Below are 19,132 nucleotides of genomic sequence, written 5' to 3'. Positions count from 1 at the left end.
GTGCTCGTGGGAGTTCGTTCGGATGTGCCTAAATCAGCGTCGCGACCTTAGCCCGAGCCGTGCTACTTGGACAATCATGCAATCCGCAGACACAGCGCCGGAATGGCAGTGAGGGAGCGCCGCGTGACTGATCCGCAAAACAGGTTCGGGGATTTCGAGGACCGCTTCGCGCTCGGAGACGGGCTTGGACCGGCTGGCGCGCGGACCCTGACGACGATCCGCTGGGTGGCGCTGATGGGGCAGCTTATCAGCCTGCTTGTCGTGCATTACGGCCTCGGCTTTCCGCTGCCGCTGGAAATCGCCCTCGGGATCGTGGCGTCGGGCGCGCTCTACAATATCATTATTCAGGCGGTGCGGCAGTCCGGCCGGGCGCTGACCACCCGCGCGGCGGCCTTCGGGCTGGCCTTCGACATCGCCCAGCTCGGCTACCTGCTGTACTGGACAGGCGGTCTGGAAAACCCGTTCGCGCTGATGCTGATCGCGCCGGTGACCGTCTCCGCCACAATCCTGTCCGGGGCGGCGACCATCTGGCTGAGCTTCCTCGCCCTTGCCGCCACCACGGCACTGGCTCTGGTGCACCAGCCATTGCCGTGGAGCCCCGCGGGGCTGCAATTGCCGAGTGTTTATGTCTTCGGTTTGTGGATGGCGATCGTCATCACCACGCTGTTCATTGCCGGCTACACCTACAGGGTCAGCCGGGATGCCAGACGGATGTCGGATGCGCTTGGAGCGACGCGGCTGGCGCTGTCCCGTGAGCAGCAGCTCTCCGCGCTCGGCGGTCTTGCGGCGGCGGCGGCACACGAACTCGGCACGCCCCTCAGCACCATTGCCGTCGTTGCCCGGGAGTTGCGCAAGGATCTGCCGGATGACAGCGAGTGGGGCGAGGATGTCGACCTGCTGTTGAGCGAGACCGTGCGGTGCCGCGACATCTTGACTCAGCTTTCCCGCCAGCCGGACCAGGAAGCGGCGGGCCCGTTCAAATCCATGCCCTTCAGTGCGATGGTCGAGGCTGCCGCCGCGCCGCATCAGCGTGACGAGATTGTTGTCATTGTCGAGCAGCATGGCCCGGACGGTGCGTTCGATCTTGCGGCCGAGGAGGGTGCTATTGCGGCGGATCAGCCACGGGTGGTGCTGACGCCGGAAGTGAACCAGGGTATCGGCACCCTGGTGCAGAACGCCGTCCAGTTTGCCCGGGAAACCGTCGAGATCACGGTCTATTGGGACGAGGACACGGCCTCGGTCATCATCGAGGATGACGGGCCGGGATTTGCCGCTCTGGTGCTTGACCGGCTGGGTGAGCCCTATGTCTCCAGCCGGGCCGGCAAGGACGGTCATATGGGCCTTGGTATTTTCATCGCAAAGACCTTGCTGGAGCGTGGCGGGGCATCGCTCTCCTTCTCCAATCGTTCCGAAGGCGGGGCTCGGGTGACGGTGCAATGGCGGCGCGCCGACCTGGAAACGGCGTGACCGGCGGCTTGACCGAAAGCAGATTTCCCAGCATAAGCCAACTGGTGACAGACCGGCCCCGAAAGGCGGAGGTACCTGGTGACAGACGATCAGATTTCAGTTGATGAGTCCCGCAAACTGCTGGTGCTCGATGATGACGAGGCCTTTCGCAACCGGCTTGTCCGGGCAATGGAAAAGCGCGGCTTCGACGTGACCAGCGCGAGTTCGGTGGCCGAGGGCCTGCAGGCGGTGAGCGAGGATGCGCCATCCCACGCTGTGCTCGACATGCGGCTGACCGACGGCAGCGGGCTTGATGTGGTGGCCGCCCTGCGGGAGGCCAATCCGGATGCACGCATTATCATGCTGACCGGCTACGGCAATATTGCTACCGCCGTTGCCGCCGTGAAAGCGGGCGCTGTTGATTATCTGCCGAAACCGGCCGATGCCGATGCGATCGCCGCCGCACTGCTGGACCATGAAGAGGCCCTGCCGCCGCCGCCGGACAATCCGATGTCGGCGGACCGGGTGCGCTGGGAGCATATCCAGCGGGTGTTCGAGCAATGCGGCCGGAATGTCTCGGAGACCGCCCGCCGCCTGCGCATGCACCGCCGGACCCTGCAAAGAATCCTGAACAAGCACGCACCGCGCGGCTGATTTTCCGGACGCGTTTCCGGTGGATGCCGGAACGGGGTTCAGACGATAGCGGGGCTCAGACGATGCGGGCTTCGGAATTCAGCTGTTTGTCGATATAGCGGCCCTGGAACATGGTGATGCCCAGGGACTGCCCGAACCGGACGGCCTCATCCGAATCACAGCGTGTCAGGATGATCCGGGCACGGCCGCACCGATCCACATGCTCTTTCAGCTCTGCGGTCCGGTTGCCGGACATATCGTCCGCCATGTCCGGGGTCCAGATCAGCTTCAACAGGTCGAGGCCGAGACGCTCACGGTCGATGAACTGAAGGGTCAGATGGTTCAGGCCATCCAGGCAGATCCGGTAGCCACGTTCGCGCATGAAGTCGCGGGCGAACATGTAGGCGCCCATATCCCCGAAAATATCGATCTTCTGCAACTCGATCACGACCGTGCCGCGGGCAACCGCCTTCAGGCTGGCATCGAAATTCAGGAAGGGCGGCGACAGGATCGTCTGTACGTTCAGATTGACGCTGAAGGAGCTGGCGATCGAGGTGTCGTCGTTCCGGATCAGCAGGGACAGCATCCGCGCATCCAGCGTTTGCGTCAGATGCTGGAACAGCCACAGATTGGAGGCCAGGTCGAATTCCGGCAGTACGGTCTGTTGCAGATCGTGGATCGAGATGAACAGCTCGCGGAACACCGGTTGCGGCGTCGGATTGTTGGGTGTGAGCGCGCAGACCGGCTGGCGGCGCATCAGGTTCGAGAGATCGGCCCGCTGCAGGAAGGATTCCAGTTTGCCGAGCTGCTCCGGATCGAGTGGCTTGCGCACGCTCTTGCTGCGCGGATCGACTTTCTGGTCGGCGCTGACCGCAAGACGGGATTTGCGTTCCCGCTCCCGGTGCATTTGCTTGACCAGTTCCAGCAAATCCTCGAACTGGGTGGCGACATTGTACCAGGAGCAGAACCTGGCCAGGTCCTCTTCCTCGTCGCCCTGCGAAAGCGGATCTTCGGAAAACAGATAGCGGACCTTCATGATGGCCGCGTCGATATCCTCGACAGTCGCATCCTTGCAGACGAAGAACAGGTCCGAATTGCTCAGGATGAAGATCTGGCCCTCATAGTTCTGGACCATGCCTTCGAAAGTGGCTGCCGCGATCCGGATATGGTGATCCTGACGGTTCTGCGGACGCAGCCGGGAAAGATGGATATGGACGGCCATCCGGCCTTCCACGTTGCGCCCGAGACGCTGGAGATAGTCGAGCAGCAGGTATTCCTGGCTCGGACCCCTATTTCGGCTCTGGACTTGGCTGAGCGCCATGTGGTCCTCCGTCTAAACTCTGGGGGGCCGTTTCCTGACCCTCTTCTTACCACGCTGGCTACAGCGCGGGCACCCGATATTTGCCTTGAATGCGGCCGCTTGCACGGGCGGGGTACTCTAGAAGAACAGGAATGACCAATTGGTAATCTTGCTCGAAAATGCGGAAATTTGCATAAAAGGCCACCAAAAACTTGCGCGCAGGGCCGAATCTGGTCGTGTCTACATAAACTATGCTCATAAAAATGTTTTGTTTCAATGGATAATTCGCCTATTTTAAAGCGCTGGATAAGCGAATTGCAGATCGACCCGGGGTTGGAATCAACTGGCCTGTCACATGGACCTTTGTATTTGGTGGCGTAAATGCCGGATCAACTTGGCGTTCGTGACTGTCTCAGTCGTTTTAGCCTCTATTTTAGTAGGGATTTCCGCCGAAGCCGTTCTCGCTCAGCAGGCTTACAAGGAATCCGTTCGGGGCCGTCAGCGCCTCGACTTTGAAAGCTACGGTTTGTCGCTTGATTTGCTTAGCCGGCCCGATGATCGTTCGGATGCCGGGCGGCTGGCCGGAAGTTTCGATCTGTTTTCCAAAGCGACTGTCGATGCCGGCCGGGACAGCAATGTCACCCGGGTCAAGAACGGCGCGATTTCCTCTGCTGTTACCGAAGCGAAGGCGGAAGCGGCGCTGCGTTCCAACTGGACCAATCATGAAGCCTTGCTGATTGTTGACCTGACGGACCGGCGGGTCGCGGAATCAAGCCGGGAGAATACGACGGATGCCCGTCTGGCCACGGCGGTGCGGATCGATGTCGATGACGGTGTTTTTGCGCGCGGTTTCGCCGAAGCGAAGCGCGGTCACATCCGGCGCGGCGACGATGCGGATCCCGGCGCTGGCTTCGAGCCGCTGACCTTCAATCAATATCTCGTCGGTGGGGTTTATGACGACAGGCGGGATGACCGGGTCTTTACGCGTATCGTCGGGGAAGCGGTGCACAGGTCCTACAATCCGACGGACAACGTAGATCGGGATACACTGGACCGCACAACTTTCAATCTGCGCGGGTTTGTCGGCTATTCCCCCGGAGGTGAATACGATCTCTTTGTTTCGCCCAGCCTGCTTCGCGATGTCTATACCGAAGAGGCTTCGGAGGATCAGAACTCGACGCGTCTGACGCTGTCGGTCGGGGCGTCACGCGATATCACCGGGGTCAGTGCCTTCAACGGCAGGGTTGGCGTCTCACACCGGATGTTCGACGCAAGCACGCGCTCCGCGCAGACGGACTTCGTCTTGTCCGGCGGTCTGCTCTGGAACCTGACGCCGATCATGACCTTTACGGCAGACGCGGATATTGAGAACCAGCAGTCGGACGACCCAAGCGCGGGAACGAAACTTTCGCGGTCCTTTCGCGTGGGGCTCGACTATGATCCATTCGAGCAATTGATAATCGGTGGTTACTTCTCCGTGGCGAACGAGGAATTCCAGCAGATCGACCGGGAAGACGATGACATGCTCGTCGGAGCAAACGCGACCTACCTGATCAACGAACATCTGTTTGCCGGTCTGAGCGTTGAACGCGAGGTGTCGGATTCGACCGACCCGGCGCGGGCTTTCGATGCCACGACGGTGATGTTCCGGATCAGTGCCAAACTTTGCTGTCAGGCTGATGACGGCACCGTTAATCCTTTCAATCTCGGCCGGTTTTAGGAGATAGAGATGCGATTAGCCTGCCTCCTTGCCTCCATCCTCCCTTCGGCCTTCCCCTTGGCCCGTCTTTCGGCCGGTGCCCTTCTGGGGCTCGTTCTGTGTCTCGGGCTGTCCGCGTGCGGCACAAACGATATCGACGAGTTGCCGCCGCCAACGACGCCGACCATCGCGGAATACAGGCTGGTTGCCGGTGATCGCGTGGCGGTGACGGTCTTTGGTCATCCGGAACTGTCCGCGATTGTCGACATCACCGATGACGGACAGATGGAATTGCCGCTGGTCGGGAAGATCGAGGCGCGTGGCAAGACCGCACTGGAGCTCCGCTCCCTGGTGACCGGAATCGTTGACCTCAATTATGTGATCGACCCCAAGGTCGATATTGTCATTGCCCGTTATCAGCCTTTCTATGTTCTTGGCGAGGTGAACACGCCGGGCAGCTTCGATTTCGTCCTTGGGCTTAACATGCGCAAGGCGGTGGCGGAGGCCGGCGGCTTCACGCGCCGGGCGGCGAAATCCCAGGCATTGCTGACGCGGCGCACCGAACATGGCCAGACTGTCCGCGATGTCAGCCTCGACACGTCCATCTATCCGGGTGACGTGATCGAGATCAAACGGCGCTGGTTCTAGGAACGGACATGGCGAACGTTACGGCATTCCCCAGATCGCGACGCTCCTCCGAGGCGCCCTCCGCCCTGTTCGCGGATCCGCTGGATACAGGTGAGACGTTCGATCTCTGGCGGCTTGTGTCGGTCATGCGCCGCCGGTTTCTCCTGATCCTGTTCGTGATGCTGCTGGTGCCGCTGGTGACCGGCCTGATCGTTTATTCGATGAAGCCGGTCTATTCGGGCTACACGAAACTGCTGATGGCGGAGTCCAAGGGGGCTTTCAATATTCAGGGCTTTACCCTGCCGCAGGCGCTGTCGCCCAGCAGCACGAACCTGCCGACGGAAACCGCCTACCTGAAATCCCGCGCTTTCGCCGCGCTGGTGATCGACCGGCTCGGTCTGGAAGATGTGCCGGAGTTCAATCCGTCCCTGCAGCCTGAAGGTGAAGCGGGGTGGCGTCATACGGCAGGCGAGCTTCTGGAGATGCTGCATCTCCGCACACTGGTCTCAAGCTGGACCGGGGCGGCCGATCACTGGCTGCGGGAGAATTTCGGTTTCGATGCCGGCGCCTATATGAAGGGCCGGGAAAAAACTGAAAACCTTACTCCGGAAGCGTTGCGCGCCGATGTAACCGACAATTTTCTCGAACGGCTGACGGTCGACGGAGAGCAATTGTCGCGGGTCATCACCATTGAGTTCCGCAGTAACGATCCGGCTTTGGCCGCCCGTGTTCCGAACACCATCGCGGAGCTTTTCCTGGAGCAGAAACGGACCCAGCGGGACCGGGCAATCCGGCAATCCAGCCAATGGCTGACAGACCAGGTTGCGGCTTTGCAGGAGAGGGTTCTCGATTCCGAACAGAAATTCGAGCGGTTCCGCCGTGAGGAAGGTCTGCTCGATATTCGCGGCACCGAGCTGATGCAGCAGCAGCTGATCAAGCTGAACGACCAGCTGATTCAGACCAGCACCGAGCGGGCCGAGCGCGAGGCCCGGTTGCGTCAGGTCCAGTTGCTGATCGATCAGCCGGACGGGACGGCCAGTCTGGCCCCGGTCCTTGCCTCCCAGCTGATCAATAATCTGCGGCTGCAGGAATCCCAGATCCAGCAACGCCTCGCGGAGCAGCTCACAACCCTGCGCGATGGTCATCCCGACGTTATCAAGACCCGCCGGGAGCTTGAAGACGTGCGCGTCACGATTGCGGGCGAGGTGCGCAAGATCGTGCAGTCGATGCGTAACGAGACCGAGATTGCCCGGGTGCGGGAGGCGAATGTCGCCAATGCGGTTGGAGAGCTGAAAGCGATCATGGAATCCCAGGCGGATGCCGAGATCGAATTGCGCGCCATCCAGGCGGAGGTGGCGGCCAACCAGAATCTTTACGAGGTCATGTTGAACCGGCTTGCCGCGGTGGATCTCGAGGGCCGGGAGCCGGACCAGGTCGGTGCCGAGGTGATTTCCCGTGCCGTCATGCCCCGGGTGCCGGTGGCGCCGAAGAAGAAACTGGCGGTGCTCGCCTCGCTGCTTGCGTCGATGATCATTGCCGCCCTGCTGGCACTGCTGATGGATTTCCTGATCCGCGGGTTCAAGAATGCCAAGCAACTCGAGCAGGTGACAGGATTGCCGGTCATCGCCAGCATCCCGCTGTCGCAACAGGTGAAGGATTCCGGAGCGCCACTGTTTGAAATGGTGCGCCGCCGGCCGGGATCGGCCGTCGGGCAGGGTATCCGGAAGCTGCGTACCGCGCTCAATCTGCTTGGCGAGGGCAAACCGATCCGGACTGTGCTGATCACCTCCTCAATTGCCGGAGAGGGCAAGTCCTCGATCGCTCTGGGGCTGGTCGCGAATGCCGTCTCGGCCGGGCTGCGGACGCTGGTCATCGATTGCGACACAGTGAATGGCACCGTCACGAAACAAATCGACAGCGTGACCAACCGGGGCCTCAAGCAGTATCTGAATGGCGACGGCGAGATCGAGGATGCCATCGAATTCGATATGGCTACCGGAATCCACTATGTCGCGACGGGCGGCTTGCTGTCGAATTCGGACGATCTTTTCGGCTCCCGGCGGATGGCCGAGTTGCTGCGCTACAGTACGCAGAACTTCGATTTCACCGTATTGGACAGCGGTCCTGCCTCGGTGGTTTCCGACACGCTTGTGCTGGTTCCCCAGGTGGATGCCACCGTCTTCGTGGTCGAGTGGGAACGCACCCGGCGGGAGACGGCGGAGCAGACCATCCGGGAAGTTTATGAGGTCGGCGAAAATCTGGCCGGGATCGTGATGTCGAAGAACAATCTCCGGATCCAGTCGATCGATGGCGGGGCGGAAGCCTATGACGGGCAATATTACGGTGTTGATGCAGCACCTCCGGAAGATGACGGCCAAACGGAATGGGCGCGTGCTCGATGATGCGGTGCCGGAGCTGGGCTCACTAAATCATGCGCAACAAAACGCTGATCTGGATGGCGGTCTGGTTGGCCTCGCTTGAGGCGCTGGCCCTTTATGCGATCAATATCATCGCTTATGCGGTCCGCAACGGCAGTTTCGAGCTGCCAGAGCGTTACCTGCTCGGCGGGCTTTTCATCTGCGCGCTGTATCTGATCTGCGGCATCAGTCAGAACAGTTATGCCTTTGATCGCAGCGATGCGCGGCGGATCCATGTGATGCAGGCGTTACGCTGCTGGATCGGCACGATGATCATTTTCGTGGTCGCGCTCTATGCCTTCAAGATATCCGAGGATTTCTCGCGCTTCTGGCTGCTTGTCGTGGTGCTGGGCGGTGGTGTTGCCCTGATCGTGGTGCGAGTTTCGGTGCTGGCCTGGGTCTCCAAGGTGCGGCGGAGTGGCCGGTTCGCCAACCGGGTGGCGGTCCTTGGCTCGCCTCGACTGGTGAATGAAGCGGTGCAGATATTGCTCACCCATCGCGGTGGGCCCCGTCTGGTCGGCGGCTTTGTCAGCGGCGGCATCCCTGGCGAGACTCTGCAAGGTGTGCCTTTGCATGGCAGCGAGGAGAGCCTGCGCAGGATCATCGCGGCCGGCCGGGTAGACGATGTGCTGCTGTGTTATGAGCCCGATGAGGAAGCCGCCTTTCGGGCGGCACTGGCCACACTTAAGGATCAGCCGGTCAACATACGCTTGCGGCTGCCTTCCTATCTGCATGGGGTGCCGGCGCTTGGCATTGACCGGATCGCGGGGCAGGCCGGCCTGATTCTGGCGGACCTTCCGATCGTTGGCTGGGAAAGTGTGCAGAAGCGCTGCGTCGATCTTGTCCTGGGGGGACTCCTGCTGATCGTCCTGGCGCCGGTCATGCTGCTCATCGCACTTGCCATCATGATCACCATGGGCCGTCCGGTGCTGTTCCGGCAGAAGCGCTACGGCTTCAACAATGACGAATTCATGGTGCTCAAGTTCCGGAGCATGGTGCGGGACGGTGACGGGATTGCCGGAGGCGAAACCGGGCCGGACCCGCTCCTTCGGCAAGCCACCCGGGATGACCCGCGTATCACAGCGCTCGGCCGGTTTCTGCGCCGGAGCAGTCTGGACGAGCTTCCGCAGCTGCTGAATGTTCTGGGCGGCAGCATGTCGCTGGTCGGGCCGCGTCCGCACGCGGTTTCCCACAACGAGCATTATGCCGGGCTGATCGACGGTTATCTCGGCCGTCACCGGGTCAAGCCCGGTATCACCGGCTGGGCTCAGGTGAACGGTTTGCGCGGGGAGACCGATACGCTCGACAAGATGCGCCACCGGGTCGAGCTCGACCTGCATTATATCGAGAATTGGTCTCTCGGCTTCGACCTGAAGATCCTCGCCCTGACCGTGATCGAGGTCGGGATCGGCCGCTCTGCCTACTGAAGAGCCGCTTTTTGCTGCCAGTCCAGGGTGCGTTGCAAGCCGTCCGGCAGTGTGACCCCGGCGCGAAACCCGAACAATTCCGCCGCCCGGGCCGGATCTCCCAAAGAATGGGCCACACCGCCGGACCGGCCGGGTCCGGGGTCGATCCGGATATCACCGCCGCAAATACGGCCGATCTCATGGGCAAGTGTTTTAACGCTGGTGGCAATTCCGGTGCACCCGTTCACGATCCGGGCGCCGGGCCGGGGCTGGGATATCGCAGATGTCAGCAGGCGGATGAGATCGTCGATGAAGATGAAATCCCGGCTCTGGCTGCCATCGCCATCCACCCGGAGCGGGGCTCCGGAGAGCGCGGCTGCGATGAAGCGGGAGATCACCCCGGCATAGGGCGAGCCTGCATCCTGACCCGGCCCATAAACGTTGAAGGGCCTGACAATGGTGGCGGTCAGGCCTTTTTCGGCAGCCTTCAGGGCATGCTGTTCGCCCTGCAATTTGTCGGCGCCATAGGCGGATAATGGCCGGCATGGATAGGTCTCGGAAACCATGCCCGGTCCCGCGTCGCCATAGACCGCGGCGGAAGAGATCAGCACCAGAGGAACGCGGTTCCGTGTCGTGGCGGCAACGGCATTGGCCGCGCCACCGGCATTGACTGCATGCGCCCGGTCCGGGTTCGCTTCGGCGGCGGCGATGGAGGCGATCGCCGCGAGGTGGAACACACCGTCCGCGTCCTCCGCCAGTCTGGCCAGCTTGTCTGCATCTGTGACGCAGCCTTCTTCAAGGCGTGCCGCCGAGGGCAATTTCGCCGGATCGCCGGAAGACAGATCGTCCAGCACGGTGACGCCGTGTCCGGCCTGCAGCAAGGCGGCGATAAGGTGTCTGCCGATAAAGCCGCAGCCGCCGGTGACAAGATAACCGGCCATCAGCGTTCCTCCCGCTTGCACCGATGCGCGATCAGATCGAGCAGGGCGAACCAGATGAAGCGGGAATTGTGCAGCAGGTAGCGGCCAATCAGGCGCCGGGGTTCCTGCAGAACGCGGTACAGCCATTCAAGGCCGAGAGACCGCATGGCGTGTGGCGCCCGCTCCAGCCTGCCGGACATGAAATTGAATGCGGCACCGATGCCGATCATGGTGCCGTTCACGGCGGCGCTGTGCCGGGTCATCCAGAATTCCTGACGCGGGCAGCCGAGGCCGATGAAAATCAGTCTGGCGCCGCTGGCATTCATCCGTGCAACCGTCTCTGCGTCAAAATCCGGCCGCTCCGGGAGCAGGGGCGGGCTGTCCCAGCCGACGACATTCAGCTTCGGGTGAGTCACGGCGAGAGCGCGGCGCAGGTCTTCGAGCTCGTCCGGCATGCCGCCGTAGAAATAGACGGGCAGGCCCGCGCCTTCCGCCTGCGAGATCAGCCAGGGCGCCAGGTCCGGCCCGGCCACCCGCTCGCTTTCGGGGTGTCCTTTCAGGGCAAGCATCCATTTTACCGGCATGCCGTCCGGTGTGATCAGCGCCGCACCGTCGAGGGCGGCGGCGAAATCCGGATCGGCTTTGGCGAGGGAGAGAGGATGGGCTCCGGAAACGCAGACATAGGCCGGTTTCGCTGAATGGGCGCAGGCAAGAACGGCTTCCGCCACCGCAGCAAAGCCCCCGGCGGCGATTGTGCGGCCCAGCACCGGTACCATTTGGATGTCGGGATGATCTGTCACGCTCTTGCTGTCCCGCCTGTCAGGCTTTCATAGAGTGCGGTCTGCTGTGACATCGTCTCTGCCGTGGTCAGATGCTTCTCGTAATGCGTCCGCGCCGTGGCGCCCCATCGTGCCAGGCGATCTGGCTCGGCGAAGGCGGCATCGATGACGCGGATCATGCTGTCCGGATCGAACGGATCGAAGCGGGCGCCGGTCCGGTCTTCCTCCACCAGCTCGCCAAGCGCGCCGATATTGGAGGCGAGCACGGGCAGGCCGGAGGCGAAGGCTTCCGCGATCACCATCGGGAAATTCTCGTAGCATCGGGAGGGGATGACGCAGAGTGCGGCGCGGCGCATCTCGCTGGCGATGGCGTCGGGGCCGAGCGCACCAAGCGCGATGGCCCGGCCATCCCGGACGGCGTCATTCAGGGCCGGTGCGTCGGGACCGTCGCCGATCACACGCAGGGGCGGCCAGTCCTTCTTCCAGAGCCGGAGCAATGGGGCGATGCCTTTTTCCGGAGAGAGACGGCCGACATAGAGGGCGCCGGATCTGTCTTGCGCCTCCGGTTTGTCAGCGAAGAGCGCCCCCGGGCTGTTCGGCTTCACAATGATCCGGCCGGCGGGAAAGCCGGCGGCGACGAAACGGCTCCTGGAGAACTCGGAAAGGGCAATGAAGCGGTCGACCGACCGGCTCCAGGTATCCCTGTCACGGTGGTGCGCGATCATGCGTGCGAGGGCGAATGACCCGGGGATGCTCTCGCGATAACAGCGATGCAGCACGGCCTGGTAAGGGCTGCCGCCGATACAGTCCTCGCAGATCCGGCCATCCCGCATGAGCAGGGCCGAAGCGCAGATATTCCGGTAATTATGCAGTGTCTGGACGACGGGAATGCCGAGGTCGCGGGCGGCGTCATACAACGACGCCGTGATCAGCGGGAAGATGTTGTGGGCATGCACGATATCGGGCGCATGTTCCTCGATCTCGGCGCGCAGCCCGGCCCGGAGCGCGTCAGTGCCCGGCAGTGACCAGGCCGTTGCAGCCTTGTCCCGGAGGGTTGAGATGCTCTCGTTATCCCGCTCCAGGATCGCAACGTCATGTCCGGCGCCGCGCAATGCGGCCATCTCGGCCTCGACGGCCCGATCCTCTCCCCCGGTCTGCTGGTAGCGGCAATGCGCGAACAGGATTTTCATCGGGCCGATACCGCCTCGATGGCCTGCATGATCCGACGGACGGTGTTCGCGTGCGAGAAGCGCGCGGAGGTCAGGCGGGCCGCCTCTCCCATGATCGCCCGGCGCTCTGCCGGAGTTTCGAGGGCACGGCTGAGTGTTTTATCGGTCGATGCGGGGTCGAGGGGATCGAAAAGCCAGCCGTTTTCACCCTCCGTGACCATTTCCTCGGCTGCCTGGGCCCGGCAGCTCGCCAGCACCGGCAGGCCCGCCGCCATGGCCTCGTTGACAACCAGGCCCCATTCGTCGGCAAGGGTCGGGAAAGCCAGCAGGTCGGCATCGGCCATCAGGGCGGGAACATCTTCGTAGGCCACGTCGCCAAGAAAGCCGAGCTTGAGATTGGCGGGCAGCACCAGCGTTTCCAGTGCAATCCTCTCCGGCCCGTCGCCGATCAGCCGCCACTCGATGATCCGGTCCGGATGGGCTGTGCACCACAGGATCAGGTGTTGCAGGAAGGGCCGGAGCCCCTTGCGCTGTATCAGGCTGCCCACCGTGACCAGACGGAGCGTCCGGCTCTCTTCGGCCGCCGGACGGGCGGTGGTGTCCGGATGCGCGAAACGGTCGAGATCGGTTGACTGGTGGATGCGGAAAATCCGCTCGGGCGCGAACCCGATGCTTTCCAGATACCGGGCACCGGACTCGCCGTTGGTCATGGCCCCGTCCACCCTCTTCGCCAGCAGCCGCCGGAGGCACGTGCGTGCCCATCCGCGTCCGCGCTCGCTGTGCTCGGACACGGTGGCCCAGAGCAGCAGTCTTGTGCGCCGGCCCATAAGCGGTGCCAGACAGCGGTAAAGGCATGCCTGCAGGGTGCGGGCACCGAATTCGGCGCTGATGACGATATCCGGTGCCAGCGCACACAGGCGCGGGAGCATGTCGACGCTGAGATGGGTGGACAGATCCTCGCCGAACCCGTCCGGGTGGCGCCGCCGGTATGGCAGGGTAAGGGAGCGCGAGACACGGACATCGAGTCCGCGCCAGTCCGTTTTCCAGGAGCGGTCGGCCTCCATGCCGGTGGAAACAAGCACGGTCAGCCGGCGCACCTCCCGCTCCAGCGCCTGGAACAGCGCAACGCGGTACGGCGGCACGATGTTAAGAAGCAGAACGACGGAGCAGCGGGGCATGCGGGATCGATCCCAATACGAGGCCTGAGAGGATGAAAATCGGGACCATGTTGTAGAAATAGATCAGGACATTATCGGTCAGCATCAGGGCGAGCAGCGTGATCTGCGCCAGTAAGGTGGAGGCTCCGAGGGAGGTCTCCCGCGCGCCCCATTTACGGAACAGGACATATTGCCGGCGGCAGGCCAGCATCATGCTGCCGAAGGCGCTGAACCAGAGCATGATGCCGATGAGCCCGTAATCGTGCCAGATCCGCAGATAGTCGTTATGCGGTTGTTCGATCCCGGCATGCAGGACTACCAGGGCCTCGGAACTCGAGGCCGGGCCCTTGCCAACGATCGGTGATTCGAGGGCGGAATTGATCACCGTGGTCCAGGCCAGGATCCGGCCCATCGTGTTGATCTTCACGCCGCCGACAGCCGCCGAAAGGTCGCCGGTGAAGAAGCGCTGTCTCAGGGGTTCGAAATTCAGCAGCATGAACGCGGCGAGCCCGACGGCGACCGAGAGTATGGCGAGCATCCGGAACCAGCCGGAAAAACTGTTCAGCCGGAGCTGCGCCAGGATGAAGACGCCAAGCCCCATGCCCATCGCCGCGCGCGAGAGGGAGAGCACCACCACCGCATAGAGGAAGAGAGCCAGCCAGAGATCGCTGCGCGAGCCATGCCGCCAGTAGCCGCAATGGATGGCAATGCCGATCAGCAGGAACCCGGCGAGGGAACGCGGCGCGAAAATCTCCAGATGGCCGAAACCGAGGACCGGGATCGCCAGCACATAGATCACCGCCGGAATCCAGATCGCTATCAATATGGCGCGGACGATGGCGCGGGTTGGCGCACGGATGCTCTTCGCCACCTGTGCCGCGATCATGAAGGAGAGGATGCTGGAGATGATGATAACCGTGTTCTGAATGCCCTGCACCGTCAGCCGGTAGAAGATGAAACCGTAGGCGATCCATGCGGTGAACAGGAGGAACATGAAGGTCGACCAGCGGATCTCGCGCACCACGTAGGGCCGCATCAGGAAATGCATGATCAGCAGCACGACGAACAGAAGCGAGAGAAAGCCGCCGAGGGATATCTGCGGGATAATGCGGAACTGAGCCGGGATGGTGACAAGCGCCTGGGCAAAAATGATGAACATCAGCAGCGACACGCTGAGTGGTGCCGCCCGCCCGAGCTGCCGGATACCGCCGGCGCTGCGGTACAGGGCCGCCTGTGCCGCGGCACTGCCGGCTCCATTGCTTGGCGTTCCGGGCGTTCCGGGCATGCGAGGATGTCTCGCCATGCTCAGGCCGTTCCCGATGATGCGTGCAGTTGGCCACACAGATGTTTCGCGCCAAGCCGGACGGACCGGACAGTGGCGGAGAGCTGTGCCCAGAGCGGGATTGCCATGGTGTTGCGCGCTTCAGCCCGTATCACGGACAGGGCGTTGCGGTAGTCCTGCTGGCGCCGGGCCGCGAAATAGCTGTCGTCCCGGCGCTCGCGCAGGCAGGTCACGGTGTCCGTCTGGCCAATCCCGCCGACCCGGAGCAGGCGAAAATAGAACGCATAATCGATGCAGATATCGAGCCGCTCGTCATAGCCCCCGGCCTGTTCCCATGCCGCGCGCCGGAACAGCACGGTTGAATGGGTGATCCGGTTGGACGCGTACAGCATGGCGGGGGTGATCCGGCGCACGCGCGCGCCCTGGCCAGCCGGGGCGGGGGGGCGGGGAATGACGCCTTCGAAAACAATCGCCTCCGAGCAGGCCATGGCCAGCGCGGGCTGTGCCTCAAGGATCGGAAGCGTGGCTCGCAGGCGGTATGGAAGGGCGACATCGTCCGCGTCGAGAATGGCGATATAGCGGCCTTTGGCGGCGCGGATCGCCAGGTTTAGCGCCCGTGCCCGGCCTTGACGGCCGCCCTCGATAACGCGGATGCGCGGATCTGCCTCCGCCTCGGCGCGTGCAGCCGCCAGCGTGCCGTCCGTCGATCCGTCGTCGAACAGGATGATTTCCATCGGCGCGTCCGTATCCAGCAGGCTCGCAGAGCGGAGCGCCCGTGCGACATGCGCCTCCGCCTGGAAAGCGGTGGTGACAACGGAGACGAGAGGGGATTGGTCCGCCAGCATGTGTCCTCTGGTTAAAACGCGGGCAGGGCAATTAACCTATCAGATCGCGACCCTGTCGTATATCGTGCCGGATCACGGGTTTTCCTGATTTCGCAATCGGTTGTGCCGCAGTGTTATGCAGTTTGGTTAATAGATCGTGTGCGTCATGACTCTTCGTGGAAAATTTTTCGAGTATTTTAGGCGTCCCCTGCGCGACTGGTATCAGGAACGCAGGCTGAGACGGGCGGTGGCCTCGGGTCTGCCACTGAAAATCGTGCTTGGCGGTACGGCCCCGGCGCCGGACTGGTTTGGCTCCGATATCGGTTTTTTCGATGCGACGCGCGCGGCTGCCTGGGCGGAACTCATCGGCCGCGAGGCGGCGGTTGACCGGCTGCTCGCGGAGCATGTGTTCGAGCATATTCCGCCGGAGCTGATCCCGGCGGTGCTGGAAAATGCGTTCCGTTACCTGAAGCCGGGCGGCACCATCCGGATCGCCGTTCCGGACGGGCATAATCCCAACCCGGATTATATCCGCAATGTGGAGCCCGGCGGGACCGGCCCCGGCGCGGAGGATCACAAGCAGCTCTTCACGCTGGAAAGCCTGAGCGCGGTGCTGGAGGCTGCCGGGTTTCGGGTTGAGCCCGGTGAATGGTTCGACAGGAGCGGGCAATTCCATGAGGAGCCGTGGGGCGAAGAACGGGGGCGTATTTACCGCTGCAAGCGGCACGGCACGCCGGACAAAAGCTTCCCTTCCTCGCACCTCTCGCTGTTGGTGGACGGGATCAAGCCGTAAACAGGACCCGGTAGCGGGCCGTTGCGATGTCGCCCGGCGGGGGCAGAGCCGTCGCATGCGACCAGACCCGCAGCCGTCCGCTGATGCCGTATTGCGGCTCTGCCGCCGTGACTTCGGTCAGTGGCAGGTCGCTCTCCAGCGATGCTCCGTCGAGGGTGAATGTTGTGCCCTCTCCCTTCTTCGGTGCCGGCTTTGCCGATGCGGGCAAGGTCAGCCAGGGCAGGTGCAACCGGGCGTCATCAGGTGCCCCGGTCAGTGTCAGGGCATCCTCGATCTCGATTGACCCGGCCTCGAAACGGAAACGCCGCTCGAAGCGGAACGTAGCGGTTTCACCGACGATTTTATCCGGCCCGGACCAGCGGAAATCAGTGCCGGAAAGCAGGGTGCGGAACGTGCCGTCATGCTCCTCGAAGACCGGCAGAGGCAGGGACAGGGGAGTATAGATACTGTCCGGCAGGGCCTCGTCGCCATAGGACGGCAAAGGTCGCGCGCCGCTGGCCGTGACGATATAGGGCAGGGGCTGGGACGCGGTGATGGTACGGCGCGGCAGGGTGACGATCGCGGAATAGGCGGCGTTGCGGACGATCCGGATACCGTCCGCCAGACAGTCCTCCGCCGGAAGCGGCAGGGGGGTGCCCGGCTCGGGCGAGGCGGCGAGCTGTTCCGCCGCGAGCTTCAGGACGGCGCCCGAGAAGGCAAGATAATCCGGCCCGTTATTGTAGGAATGCCAGCCGATCCGGCGTTGATGGGGGTGATGCGGCGGCGGCGTTACCTCCTCCGTCTCGTCGATCCGGGTGATCATCAGGGGCAGGGTGCCGCCGGGTCCGAGAGCGGCCTCCAGCCGGTCGGCGATGGCTCGCAGCAGGGTGATGGAGCCTTCCGGTGCACAGCCAAGCCGCAGCCCGATCGCCAGCGCCAGTGCCGCTGCGGCATAGCCGAAGCTCTGAAACCGCCCGCGCCCGATGGCGTTTACCTCGCCATCATGCAGCGCGGTCCGGACAAGGGCCTGGAGGGCCGCGCGAAATTTTTCATGCAGAGCGGCGGAAGGCTCTTCAAGCACGGAGATCTGGTAGCCCAGCAACGCGGCGGCAAAGGCATGATATTGCTGCGTCGGGGCGCCGCGCTGATCCTCGATGAAACCGTCCGGCCTCTGGTAGATGGCGAGGGCCAGCCAGCGTTCCATCCGGCCGATGATCCTGTCGAGCCGGGCCGTTCCGGCAAGCCGCACGGTGCTGCGCAGCAGGGTCCAGTTGGCAACGCGATTGCGGACAAAACCCATCCCGCCGAGCACATCCCCGGGTTCCCGGTAGTGGCCGACAGGGCCCGAACGGAACAGGTCGGCAAGTGCGAATCGCACGAATTCCCAGTGAAAGCGGTTTCCCCAGACCCCGATCCGGGCCTGTTTGTCCTGCCGCTTCAGCCGGTCGAGCGCGGCTTTGATATCGGCGTTGAAGCGTTCGGGCCAGCGTTGCCAGAGCATGGCGGCGAAAGCGCTGCCATAGAATTCCGTATCCGCGAAACCGGTTTCAGGATCGCACTGGGTGGCCAGGGCCCCGGCGATCTGCTCCGTGATCCAGTCAAACCGTGTGCCGACGGTGCCTTCAGGAGGGGTCAAAGCGCATCTCCCAAAGTCATCTCCATGGCAAGCGCGACATGCTCCCCCGCATCCAGACGGGCAAGCCCGCTGGCCTGCAGTTGCAGGACATTGCGGCCGCCGCGCTCCGCCGCGTACCAGAGGCGGGATTTCAGGCCGGGAACGGAGAGCAGGATACGGCTTGCCCAGCCGGGCAGGGAAATCCGGGCAAAGCGATTGAACCAGCGGACCCAGAGAAGCGCATAGGGCATCTTCGGGATCAGCCTGGCATGCACAACCCAGCCTTCCGGCGCATCCCGGACATAAAGAACCTGCTCGAATGCCTGCCCCGGAACGGATTCGGTGACCTGGATGTCGAGCTTTCCCGACGGGCCGGAAAGCGTGGCATGGCGGACAGGGTGCTGGTGATAGATATTGCTGCCGGTATGCTGGAAATGCTCGCCGCCAATCGATGCTGCGGTAAAGGAATCGCTCGAAAAAACCGCCCGGACGACAAAATCCTGAAAGAGCGAGGGCGAAAGCGTGGTAAGCGAGGCGGAGAGAGCGAGTCCCCGTTTGTGGAGGCTCGACGTGATGACAGTGCTCCACCGGCCCTCGGCCATGTCGACGGTCAGGCGCCTTTCGCCTGACCCGGGGCCGTTCGTGAGCGCGCGATCTTCTGTGATGCGGGCGCCATGACGTTCAGGCGCAAGGGTGAAGAAAGAGTGACGGTCGGCAGTTTCAATTCCAAAATCGGTTCCGCGGATACCGCCACAGCGGATCGCGGCCGGTACACCATGTTCCCAGTCGCATTCCCAGTCATACTCAATCAAGTCCGTCACACACATTCCCGTTTGGCCGGTGCCGCAATGGAGACCAGCATATGACGAGCGAAAGCACACCGCCAAGTGCCGAGCCAGCAAGTGCCGGGCCAGCAAGCGCAAGCCCGCCGGGCGAAGAGTCCCCGAGCCAGCTCAAGAAATTTCTGGAAAGCCCGCGCAGCTACGCGCTGGTGGTGCCGACGGTCAATGCCTGCGTTGCCGCCACCGGGCTGTTCATTCCGTGGTTCATGGAGCCGGTCTCGTTCGGCCAGTTCATCCTGATCTC

At 62.9% G+C, this 19,132-nt stretch carries 17 protein-coding genes; 8 read left to right on the top strand and 9 right to left on the bottom strand.

All coding sequences use genetic code 11. The features are described 5' to 3' along the window. The first annotated feature begins 123 nt into the window (after positions 1 to 123). Both AAC126_RS17080 and AAC126_RS17075 read left to right on the top strand, forming a co-directional pair. Complete coding sequence (locus AAC126_RS17080) at positions 124 to 1,467, top strand: ActS/PrrB/RegB family redox-sensitive histidine kinase (protein ID WP_339855505.1); 1,344 nt, start codon at positions 124 to 126, stop codon at positions 1,465 to 1,467. A gap of 78 nt (positions 1,468 to 1,545) precedes the next feature. Then, positions 1,546 to 2,100 (top strand): ActR/PrrA/RegA family redox response regulator transcription factor, encoded by a 555-nt coding sequence (locus AAC126_RS17075; protein ID WP_339855502.1) that lies wholly within the window; start codon positions 1,546 to 1,548, stop codon positions 2,098 to 2,100. Positions 2,101 to 2,155: 55 nt separating this feature from the next. Here the strand turns inward: AAC126_RS17075 and AAC126_RS17070 are convergent, their stop codons facing one another. Beyond that, a complete protein-coding gene (locus tag AAC126_RS17070) occupies positions 2,156 to 3,400 on the bottom strand; it encodes a hypothetical protein (protein WP_339855499.1) in 1,245 nt (414 codons plus the stop codon). Between the two features lie 382 nt (positions 3,401 to 3,782). Here AAC126_RS17070 and AAC126_RS17065 point away from each other — a divergent pair, with 382 nt between their 5' ends. From AAC126_RS17065 to AAC126_RS17050, 4 genes are read left to right on the top strand one after another with little or no spacing between them, the layout of a single operon-like run. Next, entirely contained in the window at positions 3,783 to 5,099 is a 1,317-nt protein-coding gene (locus AAC126_RS17065; RefSeq protein ID WP_339855496.1) for an outer membrane beta-barrel protein, read from the top strand. A gap of 9 nt (positions 5,100 to 5,108) precedes the next feature. Beyond that, a complete protein-coding gene (locus tag AAC126_RS17060; RefSeq protein WP_339855493.1) occupies positions 5,109 to 5,726 on the top strand; it encodes a polysaccharide biosynthesis/export family protein in 618 nt (205 codons plus the stop codon). An 8-nt stretch (positions 5,727 to 5,734) separates the two neighbouring features. Next, positions 5,735 to 8,107, top strand: coding sequence for a Wzz/FepE/Etk N-terminal domain-containing protein (locus AAC126_RS17055; protein ID WP_339855490.1), 2,373 nt, complete (start codon positions 5,735 to 5,737; stop codon positions 8,105 to 8,107). Between the two features lie 29 nt (positions 8,108 to 8,136). Continuing rightward, positions 8,137 to 9,549 carry an undecaprenyl-phosphate glucose phosphotransferase gene (locus AAC126_RS17050; protein WP_339855488.1) on the top strand — a complete coding sequence of 471 codons (1,413 nt, stop codon included), beginning with the start codon at positions 8,137 to 8,139 and terminating at the stop codon, positions 9,547 to 9,549. Here AAC126_RS17050 and AAC126_RS17045 read toward each other — a convergent pair. The 6 genes from AAC126_RS17045 to AAC126_RS17020 are packed head-to-tail and all read right to left on the bottom strand — an operon-like array spanning position 9,543 to position 15,680. After that, positions 9,543 to 10,469 (bottom strand): NAD-dependent epimerase/dehydratase family protein, encoded by a 927-nt coding sequence (locus AAC126_RS17045; protein WP_339855485.1) that lies wholly within the window; start codon positions 10,467 to 10,469, stop codon positions 9,543 to 9,545. The genes AAC126_RS17050 and AAC126_RS17045 overlap by 7 nt on opposite strands. Continuing rightward, the gene (locus AAC126_RS17040) at positions 10,469 to 11,248 is read right to left on the bottom strand and encodes a WecB/TagA/CpsF family glycosyltransferase (RefSeq protein ID WP_339855483.1); all 780 of its coding nucleotides are present in this window, start codon (positions 11,246 to 11,248) and stop codon (positions 10,469 to 10,471) included. Before AAC126_RS17040 ends, AAC126_RS17045 begins: the two co-directional genes overlap by 1 nt. Continuing rightward, complete coding sequence (locus AAC126_RS17035; protein WP_339855481.1) at positions 11,245 to 12,417, bottom strand: glycosyltransferase; 1,173 nt, start codon at positions 12,415 to 12,417, stop codon at positions 11,245 to 11,247. Before AAC126_RS17035 ends, AAC126_RS17040 begins: the two co-directional genes overlap by 4 nt. Then, entirely contained in the window at positions 12,414 to 13,574 is a 1,161-nt protein-coding gene (locus AAC126_RS17030; RefSeq protein WP_339855478.1) for a glycosyltransferase family 4 protein, read from the bottom strand. The genes AAC126_RS17035 and AAC126_RS17030 overlap by 4 nt, the downstream gene beginning before the upstream one ends. Then, positions 13,543 to 14,856, bottom strand: coding sequence for an O-antigen ligase family protein (locus AAC126_RS17025; RefSeq protein WP_339855475.1), 1,314 nt, complete (start codon positions 14,854 to 14,856; stop codon positions 13,543 to 13,545). The genes AAC126_RS17030 and AAC126_RS17025 overlap by 32 nt, the downstream gene beginning before the upstream one ends. Before the next feature lie 2 nt (positions 14,857 to 14,858). Beyond that, the gene (locus tag AAC126_RS17020) at positions 14,859 to 15,680 is read right to left on the bottom strand and encodes a glycosyltransferase (protein WP_339855472.1); all 822 of its coding nucleotides are present in this window, start codon (positions 15,678 to 15,680) and stop codon (positions 14,859 to 14,861) included. A gap of 226 nt (positions 15,681 to 15,906) precedes the next feature. On the opposite strand from AAC126_RS17020, the gene AAC126_RS17015 reads away from it, so the two are divergent. Then, positions 15,907 to 16,452: a methyltransferase domain-containing protein gene (locus tag AAC126_RS17015; protein ID WP_339855471.1), complete on the top strand. Its 546-nt coding sequence runs from the start codon at positions 15,907 to 15,909 to the stop codon at positions 16,450 to 16,452. On the opposite strand, the gene AAC126_RS17010 is transcribed toward AAC126_RS17015, so the two are convergent. Next, positions 16,442 to 18,067: a hypothetical protein gene (locus AAC126_RS17010; RefSeq protein ID WP_339855470.1), complete on the bottom strand. Its 1,626-nt coding sequence runs from the start codon at positions 18,065 to 18,067 to the stop codon at positions 16,442 to 16,444. The two genes, AAC126_RS17015 and AAC126_RS17010, sit on opposite strands and share 11 nt — an antisense overlap. Beyond that, the gene (locus AAC126_RS17005; RefSeq protein WP_339855469.1) at positions 18,064 to 18,867 is read right to left on the bottom strand and encodes a hypothetical protein; all 804 of its coding nucleotides are present in this window, start codon (positions 18,865 to 18,867) and stop codon (positions 18,064 to 18,066) included. The genes AAC126_RS17010 and AAC126_RS17005 overlap by 4 nt, the downstream gene beginning before the upstream one ends. Positions 18,868 to 18,908: 41 nt before the next feature. On the opposite strand from AAC126_RS17005, the gene AAC126_RS17000 reads away from it, so the two are divergent. Beyond that, a partial coding sequence (locus AAC126_RS17000) for a hypothetical protein (protein ID WP_339855467.1) occupies positions 18,909 to 19,132 on the top strand: 224 nt, incomplete at its 3' end.

Origin of the sequence: uncultured Nisaea sp. (assembly GCF_963974195.1) — a bacterium.
Classification (GTDB): domain Bacteria; phylum Pseudomonadota; class Alphaproteobacteria; order Thalassobaculales; family Thalassobaculaceae; genus Nisaea.
Note: the sequence above shows the minus strand (reverse complement) of the source record. Positions and strands in the feature narration are given on the sequence as shown.

What these genes read in the sequence shown, in the direction of transcription:
- AAC126_RS17070 (WP_339855499.1), bottom strand. Translation starts at nt 3,400, where the DNA reads ATGGCGCTCAGCCAAGTCCAGAGCCGAAATAGGGGTCCGAGCCAGGAA.
- AAC126_RS17060 (WP_339855493.1), top strand. Translation starts at nt 5,109, where the DNA reads ATGCGATTAGCCTGCCTCCTTGCCTCCATCCTCCCTTCGGCCTTCCCC.
- AAC126_RS17055 (WP_339855490.1), top strand. Translation starts at nt 5,735, where the DNA reads ATGGCGAACGTTACGGCATTCCCCAGATCGCGACGCTCCTCCGAGGCG.
- AAC126_RS17050 (WP_339855488.1), top strand. Translation starts at nt 8,137, where the DNA reads ATGCGCAACAAAACGCTGATCTGGATGGCGGTCTGGTTGGCCTCGCTT.
- AAC126_RS17045 (WP_339855485.1), bottom strand. Translation starts at nt 10,469, where the DNA reads ATGGCCGGTTATCTTGTCACCGGCGGCTGCGGCTTTATCGGCAGACAC.
- AAC126_RS17035 (WP_339855481.1), bottom strand. Translation starts at nt 12,417, where the DNA reads ATGAAAATCCTGTTCGCGCATTGCCGCTACCAGCAGACCGGGGGAGAG.
- AAC126_RS17030 (WP_339855478.1), bottom strand. Translation starts at nt 13,574, where the DNA reads ATGCCCCGCTGCTCCGTCGTTCTGCTTCTTAACATCGTGCCGCCGTAC.
- AAC126_RS17025 (WP_339855475.1), bottom strand. Translation starts at nt 14,856, where the DNA reads ATGGCGAGACATCCTCGCATGCCCGGAACGCCCGGAACGCCAAGCAAT.
- AAC126_RS17020 (WP_339855472.1), bottom strand. Translation starts at nt 15,680, where the DNA reads ATGCTGGCGGACCAATCCCCTCTCGTCTCCGTTGTCACCACCGCTTTC.